The following is a 16,116-nucleotide window of genomic DNA, read 5'->3' on the forward strand; positions in this document are numbered from 1 at the left end:
GCTCCGCGGCCGGGGAGCGCGTCGGATCTCTCCAGACCGCTTACCTTTCCTCGTGATTAATGACATTCATACATATCTGTCTGACCGAGTCGAGATCAACAACACACACGACTCATCCGCAAGTCTGGGGCTCCTCGTACTCCCATGTCCGCAACATGATTGATCGTCCCTTTTCCTCCGTGGGGACCGGTGGCGCGTCGGTGAGGCGGTACCCCGCAGCACGGGCCACCGCCACGCTCGCCGCGTTGGCGTCCTCGATCTCCAGCAGCAGCCGTGAGACACGCACCGTCTTCCTGGCGAACTCCGTCATCATCCGTACCGCCTCCGAGGCGAGCCCTCGCCCTCGGTAGGCGGCTCCCAGGCTGTAACCGATCTCCGCGACGTCCAGACCGAGCCCGCTCATCATCAGCAGCACCTCACCGGCCGGCTCGCCTCCGTCCACGGTGATCGCCAGTTGTATCCGCTCCCCGGACGCCCGCCGCCGCCTGGCACGCTCCAGATAGGCGCGCGCCGCCTCGAAGTCGAACGGAGAGACGAGCGGCGTCCAGTACGCCACCTGCGGGTCGTCGAACAGCTTCACCATCGCCGCCAGGTCGCCGTCCTCCCACTCCCGCAGCACCACCCCGTGCCCGCTGAGCCTCACCCGCTCCGGAAGACGCACCCGCCCGGCACCGAACCCGACATCGAGTTCACCCCGCCCGGCCCGGCCGTTCCCCGCAGCTTCCATGCCGCCACCTCCCGTTACGCCGTCTGACACGACTTGCGAGCAACCTACTCCGCCCGCGGAGCCCGCATTCGTGCCTGGGAAGCCGAAGTCGGCGGTACGCCGTCTCCCGCCGCTCCCTCCAGGACGCCTCGGGCCTCGCGGTGCCGGTCCGCGAAGGTGGACGGAGGGCGGGGCCGACGGTTTTCACGAGGGCGGGCGGGAGCGCCGGCTCGCCCACTCGCCCGAAGGAGGGCTCCGGGGTTTTCACGGGAGACGGGCGGGGTCACCGCCCCAGGTGGTCTTCCGGCGTCTCGACGCCGCGCGGGAGAGGTCCGCATCGGCCGACCTCGGACGGCCGAGTCGAACATGGTGCCCCGAGTGGGATTCGAACCCACACTGAATGGATTTTGAGTCCATCGACTCTGCCGATTGGTCTATCGGGGCATTTTTCCGTTTTTGTCCGGATCTTACGTACCAGTGAAGAGCTTACCTAGAAGTAGATCACTCTCGGGCACCGGCGTGGTCTCAATCTAGCGGACGTCGGTACTCTCTTGCTCGTGAGTACGCAGCGGCGAGTGGTGATCGCGGAAGACGAGGCGTTGATCCGCCTCGACCTCAAGGAGATGCTGGAGGAGGAGGGGTATGCGGTCGTCGCGGAGGCCGGAGACGGGGAGTCCGCGGTCAAGCTGGCGATGGAGCAGCGGCCGGATCTGGTGATCCTGGATGTGAAGATGCCCGTCCTGGACGGGATCTCGGCGGCCGAGCAGATCGTGTCGCAGCGGATCGCGCCGTGTCTCATCCTCACCGCCTTCTCCCAGCGGGACCTGGTCGAGCGGGCGAGGGACGCCGGGGCGATGGCGTACCTCGTGAAGCCGTTCACCAAGTCGGACCTGGTTCCGGCGATCGAGATGGCGGTGAGCAGGCATCAGGAGATCGCCGCGCTGGAGCGGGAGGTCGGGACGCTCTCGGAGCGGCTGGAGACGCGCAAGCTGGTCGAGCGGGCCAAGGGGCTGCTGATGGAGCGCCACGGGTGGAGTGAGCCGCAGGCGTTCCGGTGGATCCAGAAGGCGTCGATGGATCGCAGGCTGAGCATGCGACAGGTGGCGCAGATCGTGGTGACCGACGGGGCGGAGCCCGAGACGCGGGCCCCTGAGGCCTGATCGGGCGTTTTGACCCTTTTGGGGGTAGAGGGCCGTCGGGTGGCCGCAGGGCGCGTCTCAGGGGCGTCAGAGGGCCTCCGGGCGGTCGGCGCGACCCCCCGCGGAAGCCGTGAGGTCGCCAGTGACCACGGCTTTTGTGTCTGATAGCCGAAAAGGATCGGTGTAATAACGAAGCGGTAACGGTGGGCCGTCCTGTATCGACCCGTGACATCCGCTAGTTGTACTAACCGACACAACCCCTGGCCACCCGCCAGGGAAGGGTATCTGTGAACTCGGTCCTGACGAGGGACCGGGCGAAAGGAAGGCAACCTTGCGGCTTAAGACTGCACGCCTCGGTGGAGTGCTTGCCGCCGGTGTGGCGCTCACCCTCGGTCTCGCTGCCTGTGGCAGCGGTGGTACGGAGGCCACGCCGGCTGAGGGCGGCTCCAGCGCTGCCGCCCCCGGTACCGTCAAGATTGGCTTCATGGGAGACCTGACCGGCGCCAACGCCGGCATCGTCATTCCCCCCAGGAACGGTGCGAAGCTCGCCATTGACGAGTACAACAAGACCAACCCGGCTGTGAAGATCGAGCTGGTCGAATATGACAGCCAGGCGGACCCGTCGAAGGCCGTCGCCCTGGCTCAGCAGGCCATCAAGACCGACAAGATCGTCGCGATGATCGGCCCCGCGTTCTCCGGTGAGTCCGCCCAGGTGGCTCCGGTGCTGGAGGAGGCGCAGCTGCCGAGCGTCTCGGCCTCCGCCACCAACGCCGCGCTGTCGACGAACGGCTGGAAGTTCTGGCACCGCGTGCTGCCGAGCGACAGCGTCCAGGGCCCCGGCATCGGCGCCTTCATCGCGGAAGGCGTCGCCGCGAAGAAGGTCTTCGTGATCGACGACAAGTCCGAGTACGGCAAGCCGCTCGCCGACGCCGTCAAGGCCGAGCTCGAGGCCAAGGGCGTGAAGCCCGAGACCGACTCGCTCGACCCGGCCGAGAGTGACTTCTCCTCCGTGGTGAACAAGGTCGCGGCGTCCAAGCCCGAAGCGATCTTCTTCGGCGGTTACTACGCCGCGGGCGGCAACCTGCTCAAGCAGCTCCGCGACAAGGGCGTGACCGCGAAGTTCCTCTCCGGTGACGGTTCGCTGGACAAGGGCCTGATCGACGGCGCCGGTGCCGACAACGCCGAGGGTGCCCTCGTTGGCTGCCCCTGCTACATCGCCACCCCGGACGTCACCGACGAGAAGGTGAAGGGCTTCGCCGACGCCTACAAGGCCGCCTACAGCGCCGACCCGGCCATCTACGCGGCCGAGGGCTACGACGCCGCGACGGTCTTCGTCGAGGCGATCAAGGCGGGCAACGTCACTCCTGACAAGATCAACGAGTTCATCGCCACGGTGGACTTCGCGGGTGTCTCGAAGCAGGTCAAGTTCGAGGCCAACGGTGAGGTCTCGGCGAAGGACATCTACATCTACCAGGTCAAGGACGGTGCCATCGGCCTGCTGGGCAAGGCCAACGAGGCCAAGCTGGGCTAGTCGAGCGCTGAAGGAGATTTAGGTAGCCGACGCGCGGGGAGCGGGAACGCCGCGAATGCGTTCCCGCTCCTCTCGCGCCTCCAGAGAATCCGCGGGATTCCGCTGAATCCACGAGATTCCGCAGAGTCCACGGGATTCCGCCGAATCCACGAGATTCCGCTGGAGGCGGTGTGCTACCCGGACGTGCAGGCGACCCCCGCTAGAAGTGGTAAACCCTAGTGCTCAATGACTTCATCAATCTGTTCTGGCCGGCGACGATCGACGGCCTGTCCTTCGGATCGATCTATGCCCTGATCGCGCTCGGCTACACGATGGTGTACGGCGTGCTGCGGCTGATCAACTTTGCGCATTCCGAAGTCTTCATGATCGGGACCTTCGGTGCGATGCTCGTACCGTTCGTGTTCGGCATCAACTCCCCCCTCACGGGCATCGCGCTGGTCGGCCTCGTCGTCGCGATGATCCTGGCCGGCATGATCGCCTCGGCGACCGTCGCGGTGGGGCTGGAGCGCATCGCCTACCGGCCGCTGCGCAAGCGCGGCGCCTCCCGGCTGGCGGCGCTGATCTCGGCGATCGGCGCCTCGATCTTCCTGCAGGAGCTGTTCGCGCTCCTGGTGATCCCGAACGTCTTCAACCGTCCCGAGCAGGGCAGGATCCAGATGGCCCTGCCCCGCATCATGGAGCGGACCGAGCTTTTCTCGATCTTCGGCCACACGGTCCGGGTCGACCAGGTCTTCGTCATCGTCGCCGCCATCGGCATGATGATCGCGCTGGACGCCCTGGTGAACCGGACGAAGATCGGCCGGGGTATCCGCGCCACCGCGCAGAACCCCGAGGCGGCCGTCCTGATGGGTGTCGACATCAACAGGGTCGTGCGGATGACCTTCCTCGTCGGTGGCAGCATGGCCGGCGTGGCGGGAGCGCTCTACCTGATCTCATATGAGAACACGCATTACTACGTCGGATTCCTCTTCGGTATCAAGGCGTTCACCGCGGCGGTCCTGGGCGGTATCGGTAACCTGCGAGGCGCTCTGGTCGGCGGAATCACGCTCGGGCTGGTGGAGAACTACGGAGCCATCTTCTTCGGCTCCGACTGGAAACACGTGATCTCCTTCACCATCCTCATCTTGGTCCTGATGTTCCGCCCCACCGGCATCCTCGGTGAATCACTCCAGCAGGCGCGCGCATGAACCAGAAGAATCCCCTGGCAAGTTTCCGTACGGGTCTCGGCCGCTTCGGTGACGTCATGCACGATCGCTGGCAGACCACACCTGGCTGGCAGCGCTGGATCCTCTATGTGCTCCTGATCGTCGCGGCGCTGCTGCTGCCCTCGGAGAGCCTCGCCCCCTTCATGTCGCCCTACACCGACTGGGCGAGCATCCTGTTCTTCCCGATCGGGACGTACGTGGTCCTGGCGATCGGCCTGAACGTGGTGGTCGGCCAGGCGGGCCTGCTCGACCTGGGCTTCGTCGCGTTCTACGCGGTCGGCGGCTACGCGATGGCGCTGCTCGGCACCAGACTGGGCTGGAACTTCTGGCTCATCATGCTGGTCGGCATCGGGATCTGCGCCCTGTCGGGCCTCACCCTGGGCGCTCCGACGCTGCGGTTGCGCGGTGACTATCTGGCGATCGTCACGCTGGGCTTCGGTGAGATCATTCGCATCACCGCCCGCAACACCGACGAGATCGGCGGCCCGAACGGCATCCGCGGCATCCCGCACCCGCCGAGCGTCGAGGACTTCCACTTCCTGGGCTTCAACTTCTCCGAGGTGTTCGGGGTCGATCCATTCAAGTACGGTGTGCTGGATCCGCGGCCCTATTACTACCTGCTGGTCGCGCTCGCCGTCGTTGTGATCATCCTGGTGAAGCGCTGGGAGAAGAGCCGGGTCGGTCGTGCCTGGGCGGCGATCCGCGAGGACGAGGACGCGGCCGAGGTCATGGGCGTGCCGACGTTCCGCTTCAAGATGCTCGCCTTCGCCATCGGCGCCTCCATCGGTGGCCTGATGGGCGTGCTGTGGGCGGCGAAGGCCATCTCGATCAACCCGAACGACTTCCAGTTCCTGCTGTCGGCGACGATCCTGGCCGCCGTGGTCATGGGCGGCGCGGGCAACCTGCCGGGTGTCATGCTGGGAGCCTTCGTGGTGGCGTGGCTGCCCGAGCGGTTCCGCGGCCTGCAGGAATACCGCATGCTGATCTTCGGTGCGGTGCTCGTGGCGCTGATGATCTTCCGTCCGGAGGGTCTGCTGCCATCGCGCCAACGCAAGGCGGAGCTGAAAGAGGGGTCAGGCGGGATGGGTACGCTCGGAGCCGAGGTTCCCGGGCCCGAGTCGCACGGTGAGGAGGTGGCTTCCAAGTGAGCACCGAGGTGAATCCGGCCGAGGTGAATCCGGAAGGTAAGAACCCCGAGGCGGTCCAGGCGGAACGCGCCGGCCGCGCCATGCTGGAGTTGAGGGGCCTCGTCATGCGGTTCGGCGGTGTCACGGCACTGCGCGAGGTGAACCTCACCGTCAACGAGGGAGAGATCTTCGCTCTCATCGGCCCGAACGGCGCGGGAAAGACCACGGTCTTCAACGTGGTGACCGGCGTCTACCAGCCGACCGAGGGCGAGGTCCGCTTCCTGGACGAGAAGATCAGCGGCATCAAGCGGTTCAAGATCACCAAGCGGGGCATCGCCCGCACGTTCCAGAACATCCGGCTGTTCCACAACATGACGGCGATCGAGAACGTGATGGTGGGCGCGGACGCGCACCACAAGTCGGGCATGGTCAGCGTGGCGCTGGGGCTTCCCTGGCACCGCAGGGCCGAGAAGGACGGGCGCAGGCTCGCGATGGAGCTGCTCGACTTCGTCGGCATCTCGCACCGAGCCAACGAGCACGCCAAGAACCTGCCCTACGGTGACCAGCGCCGCCTGGAGATCGCCCGCGCGCTCGCGACCAACCCGAAGCTGCTGCTGCTCGACGAGCCCGCCGCCGGTATGAACCCGGCGGAGAAGGTGGCGCTGCAGCAGCTGATCCGGGACATCCGCGACGCGGGCCGGACGATTCTGATCATCGAGCACGACATGAGCCTCATCATGGGCATCAGCGACCGCATCGCGGTGCTGGACTTCGGCCAGAAGATCGCCGATGGCCTGCCGGACGAGGTGCGGACCGACCCCCGGGTCGTCGAGGCGTATTTGGGAGCTCCCGCCGATGCTTCTTGAGGTCAAGGACATCCGTGTCCACTACGGCAAGATCGAGGCGCTCAAGGGCATCTCGGTCGAGGTGAACGAGGGCGAGATCGTCACGCTCATCGGGGCGAACGGGGCGGGCAAGACCACGACCCTGAAGACGATCTCGGGCCTGCGCGGCCTGACGTCGGGGAGCATCGTCTTCGACGGCAAGGACATCAGCAAGATGCCCGGCCACCAGCGGGTCATCGCGGGTCTGGGGCAGTCGCCCGAGGGCCGGGGAGTGTTCCCCGGCATGACGGTGCACGACAACCTGCTCATGGGCGCCTACACCCGCTCCGGAGACTTCAGCGCCGACCTGGCCGAGGTCTACGAGCTGTTCCCCCGCCTGGCCGAGCGCAGAAACCAGATGGGCGGCACGATGTCCGGCGGCGAGCAGCAGATGCTCGCCATCGGGCGCGCGCTGATGGCCAAGCCCAAGGTGCTGCTGCTCGACGAGCCGTCGATGGGCCTGGCGCCGCTGCTGGTGCAGCAGATCTTCGAGATCATCGAGGAGATCAACCGCCGGGGCACCACGGTGCTGCTGGTGGAGCAGAACGCCCAGCAGGCGCTGAAGCTGGCCCACCGCGCCTACGTCCTGGAGACCGGGAAGGTGGTCAAGAGCGCGCCCGCGGACGAGCTGCTCAACGACCCCGCCGTGCAGGCCGCCTACCTGGGCGGCGGCGCGGAGATCGACCTGGAGGCGGAGGCACAGGCACAGGCCGCTCCGGCGGCCTCGGCTCCGGCTCCCGCTCCGAAGGAGAGCCCCGCTCCCAAGGAGAGCAAGGAAGAGCTGACCTGAGGCCGTGATTCCACGGCCCACCCGGGCCTGAGGGCACCTGACGGGCCCGTCGCGCACTCCGCGCGGCGGGCCCGTTCGTGTGAGCACGGCGAGGAGCAGCCGGGGAGCCTCCCCTGCCTGCGGGAAGCCCGCGGGAAGTCCAAGGCTCCCCGCGGGAAGCCCGTCGGGGAGCCGCGGGGAGAACGTCAGGGCGTCTCGGGCTTGAAGGCCCCTTCACACGGGCCCCTGGGTCATACAGGCCCCTGGGCCGCTCCGCGCGGCGCCGGGGTGGGGGTGGGGGCCGGCTCAGGGCAGCGGCACCTGCACACCGTCGGTGCTGCCGCCCACGCCGAGAGGCGGGTCGCCGAACAGCCGGATCGCGGAGACCTTCGCCTCCTTGGGGATGTCGTACCAGAGGTCCAGCTCGATCCTGACCTGGGCGCCGAGCGGGAGCTCGTCGGGCTGCCGCTTGATGGCCTGCGCGAACTTGTCGACCGTGTAGGTGGCGCCGTCGGCGGCGACGAGCTTCTGCCGCTTGGCGTCGAAGCGGGAGTTGGTGCGGCCGGGGTTCTCCACGAGGATCCGCACGACCACGTACTGCCCCTTCGCCTGCCACTCGGCGTGGCTGCCGAAGAAGCCGCTCAGGCCCTTCTGCAGGCCGATCACCTGGAACCGGGTGTCACCGTCGGTGACCGGCGCGGCCTTGACGGCACTCTCACCCGGCCGCACCGGGCGCGGCGGGAGCTCGTAGGTCGGGGTGGGCGTGGCCTGGGGGGAGGCGGGGTTCGCCTGGGGTGCTCCCGAGCAGCCGGACAGGCTGGACAGGAGGAGGGCGGCGAGGGCGGCACCGGCGATCGGTTTCAGGGGATCACGCACATCCGGCAAGGTAGTCGAGGTAGATCCTCTGGTTCAACGGCTCCCCGGATCACGGTTGACGATCGGGCAAGTACCGGCGCCCGGATCCGCGCGGGGGCAGGGTATCGACCAGAAACCCTTGACCGCGGTTGTTGTCCGAATTGTGTCGTAGTGGTGATCTGCATGATTATGCAGGTGATGAAGCATGACCTGCACTGAGGTATCCATACAAGAAGCGACATTGACCGTAAGGAGGCCTTCGTGGGCCTGAGTTTTGTTTCCCGTCGTGCGATGGCGGTGGGTGCCATGGTCGTCGCCGGTGCGCTCGGCCTTTCGGCCTGCGGCGGTGGCACGTCCACCACCGCCAGCCCAAGCGATGGTGCCTCGGCAAGTGCTCCCGCGGCCGCGGAGGGCCCCAAGCTCGTCACCCCCGGCAAGCTGACCACCTGCACCAACCTTCCGTACGAGCCCTTCCAGTTCAAGGAGGGCGACAAGGTCGTCGGCTTCGACGTCGACATCGTCGACCTCGCCGCCAAGAAGCTCGGCCTGACGCAGGAGATCGTCGACATCGACTTCGCCGTCATCAAGAGCGGTGCGGCGATGGCCACCAACAAGTGTGACGTCGCCGCCGCCGGTATGACGATCACCGAGGAGCGCAAGGCCAACATCGACTTCTCCGTGCCCTACTTCGACGCCACGCAGGCTCTGCTGGCCAAGAAGGGGACCGGCGTCACCACCCTCGACGACGTGAAGGCGAAGAACCTCAAGCTCGGCGCCCAGGCCTCGACCACGGGCCTCGACTACGTCAAGGAGAAGGGCTTCGACCCCAAGGAGTTCGCCGACTCTCCCAAGGAGCTGCTCGGCCTGCAGTCCGGCCAGGTCGACGTGATCGTCCAGGACCTCCCGGTCGTCCTGACCTGGCTGAAGAAGCCCGAGATCGCCGACAAGTTCGAGCTGGTCGCCAGCCTCGACACCGGCGAGCAGTACGGCGTCGGCCTGAAGAAGAACGCCGACCCGATCCTGCTCAAGGCGATCAACGACTCGATCACCGAGGCCAAGGCCGACGGCACCTACGAGCAGATCTTCGTCAAGTGGTTCGGTAAGAAGCCCGGCGAGCTCGGTTAATCGATGACCGACCAGCCAAAGACGACAGAGCCCGCTCCTGCCGGGGGCGCCCCCGGCAGGAGCGGGCTCAGCCCCCGCAAGAGGCAGCAGATCAGCAGGGCCGTCCAGTACGTCGTACTGGCGGCCGTGGCGGTCTTCCTCGCCCTGCGCATCGAGTGGGGCAAGCTCGGTGAGAACTTCACCAAGCTCGACGTCGCCGAGAAGACGCTTCCCGACCTGTTCACGGTCGCGCTGAAGAACACGATCATCTACTCGGTCGGCGGTTTCGTCTTCGCCTTCCTGCTCGGCCTGGTGCTCGCGCTGATGAGGCTGTCGTCGGTGCGTCCCTACCGGTGGATCGCGGTCGCCTACATCGAGATCTTCCGCGGCCTGCCCGCGCTGCTGATCTTCCTGCTCATCCTGTTCCTGCCGCTCGCCATCACCGGCCTGGAGATCCCCGGCGGCACGTACGGCCAGGGCATCCTGGGCCTGACGATCGTCGGCTCGGCCTACATGGCCGAGACGCTCCGCGCCGGGCTCCAGGCGGTGCCCAAGGGGCAGATGGAGGCGGCGCGCTCGCTGGGCATGTCGTACACGCGGGCCATGGTCTCCATCGTCATCCCGCAGGCCGTTCGCATCGTCATCCCGCCGACGACCAACCAGTTCGTGTCCCTGCTCAAGGACTCCTCGCTGGTGTTGTTCCTCGGCGTCTCCGGCGACTACGTCGAGCTCACCAAGTTCGGCAACGACACGGCCTCGACCTATGCCAACGCCACGCCCATCCTGGTCGTAGGCGTGACGTATCTACTGGTCACCATCCCGCTGGGCTACCTCGCGTCCCGGCTGGAGAGGCGACAGGCGAGGGGACGGTGACAGTGAGCTCAGCGAATCCGGAAACCTCGGAGGCCCCGGCGAACCACGCGGTCGAGATCCGTGACCTGCACAAGTACTTCGGCAAGAACGAAGTCCTGCGGGGCATCGACTTCGCCGTCGAACCCGGCCAGGTGGTCTGCGTGATCGGCCCCTCGGGCTCTGGCAAGTCCACGCTGCTGCGCTGCGTGAACCTCCTGGAACAACCCACGTCGGGCAAGGTCGTCGTCCACGGCGTGGAGCTGACCGACCGCGACGTCGACATCGACGCCGCCCGCCGGGGCGTCGGCATGGTCTTCCAGCAGTTCAACCTGTTCCCGCACATGACCGTCCTGCAGAACGTGATGATCTCGCAGCGCCGGGTGCTGAAGCGGGGCAAGGCGGAGGCCGAGCGGATCGCGAGGGAGAACCTGGAGAAGGTCGGCATCGGCGAGAAGTGCGACGCCTTCCCCGCCCAGCTCTCCGGCGGGCAGCAGCAGCGCGTGGCCATCGCGAGGGCACTCGCGATGAGCCCGGCGCTGATGCTCTTCGACGAGCCGACCTCGGCGCTCGACCCCGAGCTCGTCGGAGACGTGCTCACGGTCATGCGCAAACTCGCCGAGGAGGGGATGACCATGCTCGTGGTCACCCACGAGATGGCGTTCGCCCGCGACGTGGCCGACCGGGTCGTGTTCATGGACGGCGGCGTGATCGTGGAGGACGGCAGCCCCGAGCAGGTGATCGGCGCCCCCCAGCACGAGCGTACGAAGACCTTCCTGCGCCGCGTGCTCGACCCGACGCACACCGACATCTGACGCGCGTCGGCGGCCAGGACCGCCCCCGTACGGCCCGCGCCCGCCCGGCGCGGGCCGCACGGCAGGCCCGCGAACCCCAGGGCGTGTGGACCCGGCGAGCCCGGGGGAGACCTTTGGCGCCATACGGAGCTTCCCCGACCCCGTACGTTTTCTACTCGGCCTCCCCACGGGCATCACCGTCACCCACCGTAGCGGACCGGTTGCGCGAGGAAGGCAAAAAGGCGGTCGGAATATGATCGAGGACGAGATGTGATCAGGTGATCGGCGGACGTGATCGGGTCCGATTCGGACGCCTCAGGCGTCGCGGAGCATGCACGTGAGGCGTGAGGTGCACACCCTGCGGCCCTGCTCGTCGAGGATCTCGACGTCGTAGGTGGCGAGCGTACGGCCGCCGTGGATCCGGGTGGCGATCCCGGTGACCAGCCCTGACGTGGCCGCGCGGTGGTGGGTGGCGTTGATCTCGATACCCATCGCGACCCGCCCGGGACCCGCGTGGAGGGTCGCTCCCGTCGACCCCAGGGTCTCCGCCAGCACGCACGAGGCACCGCCGTGCAGCAGACCGAAGGGCTGGATGTTGCCCTTGACCGGCATCGTGCCCACCACCCGCTCGGCATCGGCCTCGGTGATGACGATGCCCATCAGCTCCACCAGCGTGTTCTTGTACGAGGCGCCGAGCGCCTCCTCGATCCGCCGAGCGGCTTCCTCGGGGTCTGTCACGGTCAAAGGGAAGTCTCCTGTCGTGCGAGGCCAGGTTTTCTGTCGCACCAGGAGACTAGGCTTTCTTTGTGCCGAAGAGCGAAGCGACCCCCACTCGACCGTGTCTCCTGCTGCTGGATGGGCATTCACTGGCCTATCGGGCGTTCTATGCCCTGCCGGAGGAGAATTTCTCCACCAGCACGGGCCAGACGACCAACGCGGTCTACGGTTTCACCTCGATGCTGGTCAACGTGCTCCGCGACGAGCGGCCGACCCACGTGGCGGTCTGCTTCGACCGCTCCGAGCCGACGTTCCGCCACGAGGAATACGCCGACTACAAGGCGAACCGGAGCGCGAGCCCCGACAGTTTCCGCAGCCAGATGAGCCTGATCCATGAGGTGCTCGACGCGATGGGCGTGCCGCACCTGTCGCTCGCCGGATACGAGGCCGACGACCTGATCGCCACCCTCGCCACCCGCGCAGCCGAGCAGGGCATGAACGTGCTCGTCGTCACCGGCGACCGCGACGCGCTGCAGCTCGTCGACGAGCGGATCACCGTGCTGATGACCCGCGTCGGCATCAGCAACATGACCCGCTTCACCCCCGAGGCGGTGCTGGAGAAGTACGAGCTCACCCCGGCCCAATATCCGGACTTCGCGGCCATCCGCGGCGACTCCAGCGACAACCTGAAGAACATCCCCGGCGTGGGCGAGAAGACCGCGGCCAAGTGGATCCGCGAGTTCGGCTCGCTGGAGGAGCTGGTCAACCGCGTCGACGAGGTCAAGGGCAAGGTCGGCGACAAGCTCCGCGACCACCTCGACCAGGTGCTGATGAACCGGCGCCTCACCCAGCTGATCCGCGACGTGCCGCTGGAGCGCGAGGTCACCAGCCTGGAGATCGGCACGGCCGACCGCGACGAGATCAACAAGATCCTCGACACGCTGGAGTTCCGCGGCGAGATCCGCGACCGGGTGTTCAAGACGATCGGCTCGCCCGAGACCGAGGCCGAGGAGGGCTTCGAGGTCGAGGTCGTCACCCTGGGCCCCGACGAGGTGGCCCCGTGGCTGCGCGCGCTGCCCGAGGGCCGCGCCGGCCTCGCCTTCAAGGGCACGTACGGCAGCGGCACCGGCCGCATCGACAGCATCGCCGTCGCGGCGGCCGGAGCGGGAGCCGGCACGGGGGAGGGGAAGGCGGCCCCGGGCGGTCCCGGCGCCGCGTTCATCGACCCGACCACACTGACCGAGGCCGACGAGGCGGCCCTGCGCGAGTGGCTCGCCGACCCGTCGAAGCCCAAGGCCGTGCACGACGCCAAGGGCCCGATGCTCGCGCTGTGGGCGCAGGGCATGGAGCTGCGCGGCCTCACCTGCGACACCGCGCTCGCGGCCTACCTGGCGATGCCGGGGCAGCGCTCGTTCCCGCTGGAAGACCTCGTGCGGGTCTACCTGCGCCGCGAGCTGCGCGGTGAGACCGACAACGGCGGCCAGGCGAGTCTCTTCGACGACCAGGACGACGACGGCGCCCACGACCTCGCCCTGCGGGCGCTCGCGGTCGGCGAGCTCGCCGACGCGCTGGAGACGTTCCTGGAGCCGTTGGGCGGCACCCACCTCATGCGCGACGTGGAGCTGCCGCTCGTCACCGTGCTGGCCGAGCTGGAGCGGGCCGGCATCGCCGCCGACAGGGAGTATCTCAGCGGGCTGGAGGCCGAGTTCGGCGCCGCGGTCAAGCAGGCGATCGAGGCGGCGCACGCGTCCGTGGGCGGCGAGCAGTTCAACCTGGGCTCGCCCAAGCAGCTCCAGGAGATCCTGTTCGTCAGGCTCAACCTGCCCAAGACGAAGAAGACCAAGACGGGTTACACCACCGACGCCTCCGCGCTGGCCTGGCTCGCCGCCCAGACCGAGCACGAGCTGCCGACGATCATGCTGCGCCACCGCGACCAGGCCAAGCTGAAGGTCACGGTCGAGGGCCTGATCAAGGAGATCGCCGACGACGGCCGCATCCACACCACGTTCAACCAGATCGTCGCCGTCACCGGCCGGCTCAGCTCGGAGAAGCCCAACCTGCAGAACATCCCGATCCGCACCGCGGAGGGCCGCCGCATCCGGCAGGGCTTCGTGGTCGGCAAGGGCTTCGAGACCCTGCTCACCGCCGACTACAGCCAGATCGAGCTGCGCGTCATGGCCCACCTGTCCGGTGACGAGGCGCTCATCGCCTCCTTCGAGTCCGGGCACGACTTCCACATGGCCACCGCGGCGAGGGTCTTCGACGTCGAGCCCGAGAAGGTCACCGGGGAGATGCGGGCCAAGATCAAGGCGATGAACTACGGTCTCGCCTACGGCCTGTCCGACTTCGGGCTGTCGGAGCAGCTCAACATCCCGGTCTCCGAGGCGCGGGCGCTCAAGGAGGAATACTTCGAGGAGTTCGGCGGCGTCCGCGACTTCCTCAACGCGATCGTCGCGCAGGCCAGGAACGACGGCTACACCGAGACCATCCTCGGCCGCCGCCGCTACCTGCCCGACCTCAACAGCGACAACCGCCAGCGCCGCGAGATCGCCGAGCGGATGGCGCTCAACGCGCCCATCCAGGGGTCGGCCGCCGACATCATCAAGGTCGCGATGCTCAACGTGCAGAGCGCGCTGAAGGAGGCGGCCCTCGGCTCCCGGATGCTGCTGCAGGTCCACGACGAACTCGTGTTCGAGGTGGCCCCCGGCGAGCTGGAGACCCTGCGGGAGCTGGTCACCGACCGGATGAACGCCGCATACTCCCTGCGCGTCCCGCTCGCCGTCTCGGTGGGCGTCGGCCGCACCTGGGAGGACGCCGGCCACTGACGGGCCACTGACGGGGCCCTGGGCGGCTCCTGGGATGGCCGGCGGGCACCGACGGCCTCCGGAGTCGCCCGGAGACCGTCGGTGCCCGCCGCGTGCCCGCCGACCGCTCTCGGTCGCACCTGGGAGGACTCCGGACGCCGACGGTCCCGGGACCCCCATCCGGTGGGCGCCGTCCGGATCGGCTCTCGGCCGCCCCTGCGGGGACTCCGGGTGCCGGCGGCCCCGGCTCGTTCGGCGGCCACCGTCCCACAGGCTCTCTCACGAACTTGTGAGGACGCCGACCGTCGAGAGCCTCACCGGCCCCACCTGGGAGGACGCCGTGTCCTGGCGATCACCTCCCGGGTGGGGAGAGACCGTTTCCGCCCCGTCGGGCCCATCGATCGGCCAGGCCTGTCCGAAGCCTGTTCTAAGGTGGTGATCCAAGCCGAAAAGCTCGACGGGCACGGGAGTTCAGTGCGGAGTACGACCCCCCTGACGAAGATCATCATGATGGCCAACGTACTGGTCGTCGCGGTGGCGCTGATAGGGCTCCTGGTCCTCCCGTCCGCCTCGGCGCCGCCCGGCGCTCCCCGGCAGGGAGTGGCGGTGAGTGGCCCGTCCCCGACCTCCTCCGCGTCCCCCTCGCCGACACCCGACCTGCCCTCGGCCGAGCTGCCGCCGCCGATCACCGCCTCGGCGGAGTTCGCGCGGCAGGTGAAGGCGAACGAGGCCGGAGCGGTCCCGATCCTGATGTACCACCGGATCACCCGCAAGCGGCTGGCGTCGATCGACCGCACCCCCGCCCAGGTACGCAAGGAACTGGAGAGGCTCGCCAGGGACGGCTATGTGCCGGTCACCGCCCAGGAGTTCGCCACCGGCAGGATGGACATCCCGGCGGGCAAGTATCCGGTCGTGCTCACCTTCGACGACGGCCATCCCAGCCACTTCGCCCTCGAGGCGGACGGCACCCCGGTCAAGGACACCGCGGTCGGCATCATCTACCAGGTCGCCGTGAAGTATCCCGGCTTCCGGCCCGTCGCCACCTTCTGGGTCAACCAGCACCCGTTCGGCCTGCGCGAGGAGAAGGACCAGGAGCGGGCCGTGCAGTGGCTGGTCTCGCGGGGCTTCGAGGTGGCCAACCACACCTGGAGCCACCCCCACCTGCCGAGCCTGCCCAAGAAGAAGATCGCCGAGCAGCTCGCCAGGGTCGAGCGGCTGCTGAAGAGGCTCGGTGTGCCCCCCTCGGAGACGATGGCGCTGCCGTTCGGTGCGATGCCCCGCAAAAGATCTACCGTGCAGTCGGGAAAATGGCGTGACGTTTCCTATCGGTTCAAGGGCGTCTTCCTGGCCGGCGCCGAACCGTCGGTCTCGCCGTTCGTCAAGGGCCACGACTGGCGCGCGATCCAGCGGATCCAGAGCAACGGCAAAAAGGGGGAGTGCCGCAAGTGGTGTTCGGACTACTGGCTCGGGTGGTTGGACAAGCATCCCGGCGAGCGTTACACGGCCGACGGCGACCCCGAACGCATCTCCATCCCGGACAGGCTTCGGGGTAGTATCAGGGCGGACCAGAGGAAGAAGATCAACGCTTATTGAGCGAGATCGTTATCCTTCTGGCACGTGGGCGCGTAGAGT

Annotated in this window: 14 protein-coding genes and 1 tRNA gene; 11 read left to right on the top strand and 4 right to left on the bottom strand. The window is 67.7% G+C overall.

Annotated features, from left to right (window positions below):
* Positions 1 to 112: 112 nt before the first annotated feature.
* Both ABT352_RS29360 and ABT352_RS29365 read right to left on the bottom strand, forming a co-directional pair.
* A complete protein-coding gene (locus tag ABT352_RS29360; RefSeq protein ID WP_350948192.1) occupies positions 113 to 727 on the bottom strand; it encodes a GNAT family N-acetyltransferase in 615 nt (204 codons plus the stop codon).
* A 346-nt stretch (positions 728 to 1,073) separates the two neighbouring features.
* Positions 1,074 to 1,150: transfer RNA gene (locus tag ABT352_RS29365), tRNA-Leu, on the bottom strand.
* 113 nt (positions 1,151 to 1,263) lie between these two features.
* Between ABT352_RS29365 and ABT352_RS29370 the strand changes: the two genes are divergently transcribed.
* The 6 genes from ABT352_RS29370 to ABT352_RS29395 all read left to right on the top strand — a co-directional run bounded on the left by ABT352_RS29370 (position 1,264) and on the right by ABT352_RS29395 (position 7,382).
* The gene (locus ABT352_RS29370; protein WP_350948193.1) at positions 1,264 to 1,866 is read left to right on the top strand and encodes an ANTAR domain-containing response regulator; all 603 of its coding nucleotides are present in this window, start codon (positions 1,264 to 1,266) and stop codon (positions 1,864 to 1,866) included.
* A 355-nt stretch (positions 1,867 to 2,221) separates the two neighbouring features.
* Positions 2,222 to 3,376 carry a branched-chain amino acid ABC transporter substrate-binding protein gene (locus ABT352_RS29375; protein WP_350948282.1) on the top strand — a complete coding sequence of 385 codons (1,155 nt, stop codon included), beginning with the start codon at positions 2,222 to 2,224 and terminating at the stop codon, positions 3,374 to 3,376.
* 218 nt (positions 3,377 to 3,594) lie between these two features.
* A complete protein-coding gene (locus ABT352_RS29380) occupies positions 3,595 to 4,563 on the top strand; it encodes a branched-chain amino acid ABC transporter permease (protein WP_350948194.1) in 969 nt (322 codons plus the stop codon).
* Positions 4,560 to 5,729, top strand: a complete 1,170-nt coding sequence (locus ABT352_RS29385) for a branched-chain amino acid ABC transporter permease (RefSeq protein ID WP_350948195.1) — start codon at positions 4,560 to 4,562, stop codon at positions 5,727 to 5,729. The genes ABT352_RS29380 and ABT352_RS29385 overlap by 4 nt, the downstream gene beginning before the upstream one ends.
* Before the next feature lie 80 nt (positions 5,730 to 5,809).
* Positions 5,810 to 6,574, top strand: a complete 765-nt coding sequence (locus ABT352_RS29390) for an ABC transporter ATP-binding protein (protein WP_350948283.1) — start codon at positions 5,810 to 5,812, stop codon at positions 6,572 to 6,574.
* On the top strand, positions 6,564 to 7,382 hold the full coding sequence (locus tag ABT352_RS29395; RefSeq protein ID WP_350948196.1) for an ABC transporter ATP-binding protein: 819 nt from the start codon (positions 6,564 to 6,566) through the stop codon (positions 7,380 to 7,382). The genes ABT352_RS29390 and ABT352_RS29395 overlap by 11 nt, the downstream gene beginning before the upstream one ends.
* Positions 7,383 to 7,667: 285 nt before the next feature.
* On the opposite strand, the gene ABT352_RS29400 is transcribed toward ABT352_RS29395, so the two are convergent.
* Complete coding sequence (locus ABT352_RS29400; protein WP_350948197.1) at positions 7,668 to 8,237, bottom strand: DUF4352 domain-containing protein; 570 nt, start codon at positions 8,235 to 8,237, stop codon at positions 7,668 to 7,670.
* Between the two features lie 240 nt (positions 8,238 to 8,477).
* Here ABT352_RS29400 and ABT352_RS29405 point away from each other — a divergent pair, with 240 nt between their 5' ends.
* From ABT352_RS29405 to ABT352_RS29415, 3 genes are read left to right on the top strand one after another with little or no spacing between them, the layout of a single operon-like run.
* Positions 8,478 to 9,341 (top strand): ABC transporter substrate-binding protein, encoded by an 864-nt coding sequence (locus ABT352_RS29405; protein ID WP_350948198.1) that lies wholly within the window; start codon positions 8,478 to 8,480, stop codon positions 9,339 to 9,341.
* A gap of 3 nt (positions 9,342 to 9,344) precedes the next feature.
* Entirely contained in the window at positions 9,345 to 10,193 is an 849-nt protein-coding gene (locus ABT352_RS29410; protein WP_350948199.1) for an amino acid ABC transporter permease, read from the top strand.
* Between the two features lie 2 nt (positions 10,194 to 10,195).
* On the top strand, positions 10,196 to 10,984 hold the full coding sequence (locus ABT352_RS29415; RefSeq protein WP_350948200.1) for an amino acid ABC transporter ATP-binding protein: 789 nt from the start codon (positions 10,196 to 10,198) through the stop codon (positions 10,982 to 10,984).
* A 294-nt stretch (positions 10,985 to 11,278) separates the two neighbouring features.
* Here the strand turns inward: ABT352_RS29415 and ABT352_RS29420 are convergent, their stop codons facing one another.
* On the bottom strand, positions 11,279 to 11,701 hold the full coding sequence (locus tag ABT352_RS29420; protein WP_502992902.1) for a hotdog fold thioesterase: 423 nt from the start codon (positions 11,699 to 11,701) through the stop codon (positions 11,279 to 11,281).
* A gap of 68 nt (positions 11,702 to 11,769) precedes the next feature.
* On the opposite strand from ABT352_RS29420, the gene polA reads away from it, so the two are divergent.
* Together polA and ABT352_RS29430 are read left to right on the top strand one after the other, a co-directional pair.
* On the top strand, positions 11,770 to 14,505 hold the full coding sequence (gene polA / locus ABT352_RS29425; RefSeq protein WP_350948201.1) for a DNA polymerase I: 2,736 nt from the start codon (positions 11,770 to 11,772) through the stop codon (positions 14,503 to 14,505).
* Between the two features lie 486 nt (positions 14,506 to 14,991).
* A complete protein-coding gene (locus ABT352_RS29430) occupies positions 14,992 to 16,077 on the top strand; it encodes a polysaccharide deacetylase family protein (RefSeq protein ID WP_350948202.1) in 1,086 nt (361 codons plus the stop codon).
* Positions 16,078 to 16,116: the final 39 nt, after the last annotated feature.

The sequence above is a fragment of the Streptosporangium sp. NPDC000563 genome (assembly GCF_040299985.1).
In the GTDB taxonomy this organism is placed as follows: domain Bacteria; phylum Actinomycetota; class Actinomycetes; order Streptosporangiales; family Streptosporangiaceae; genus Streptosporangium.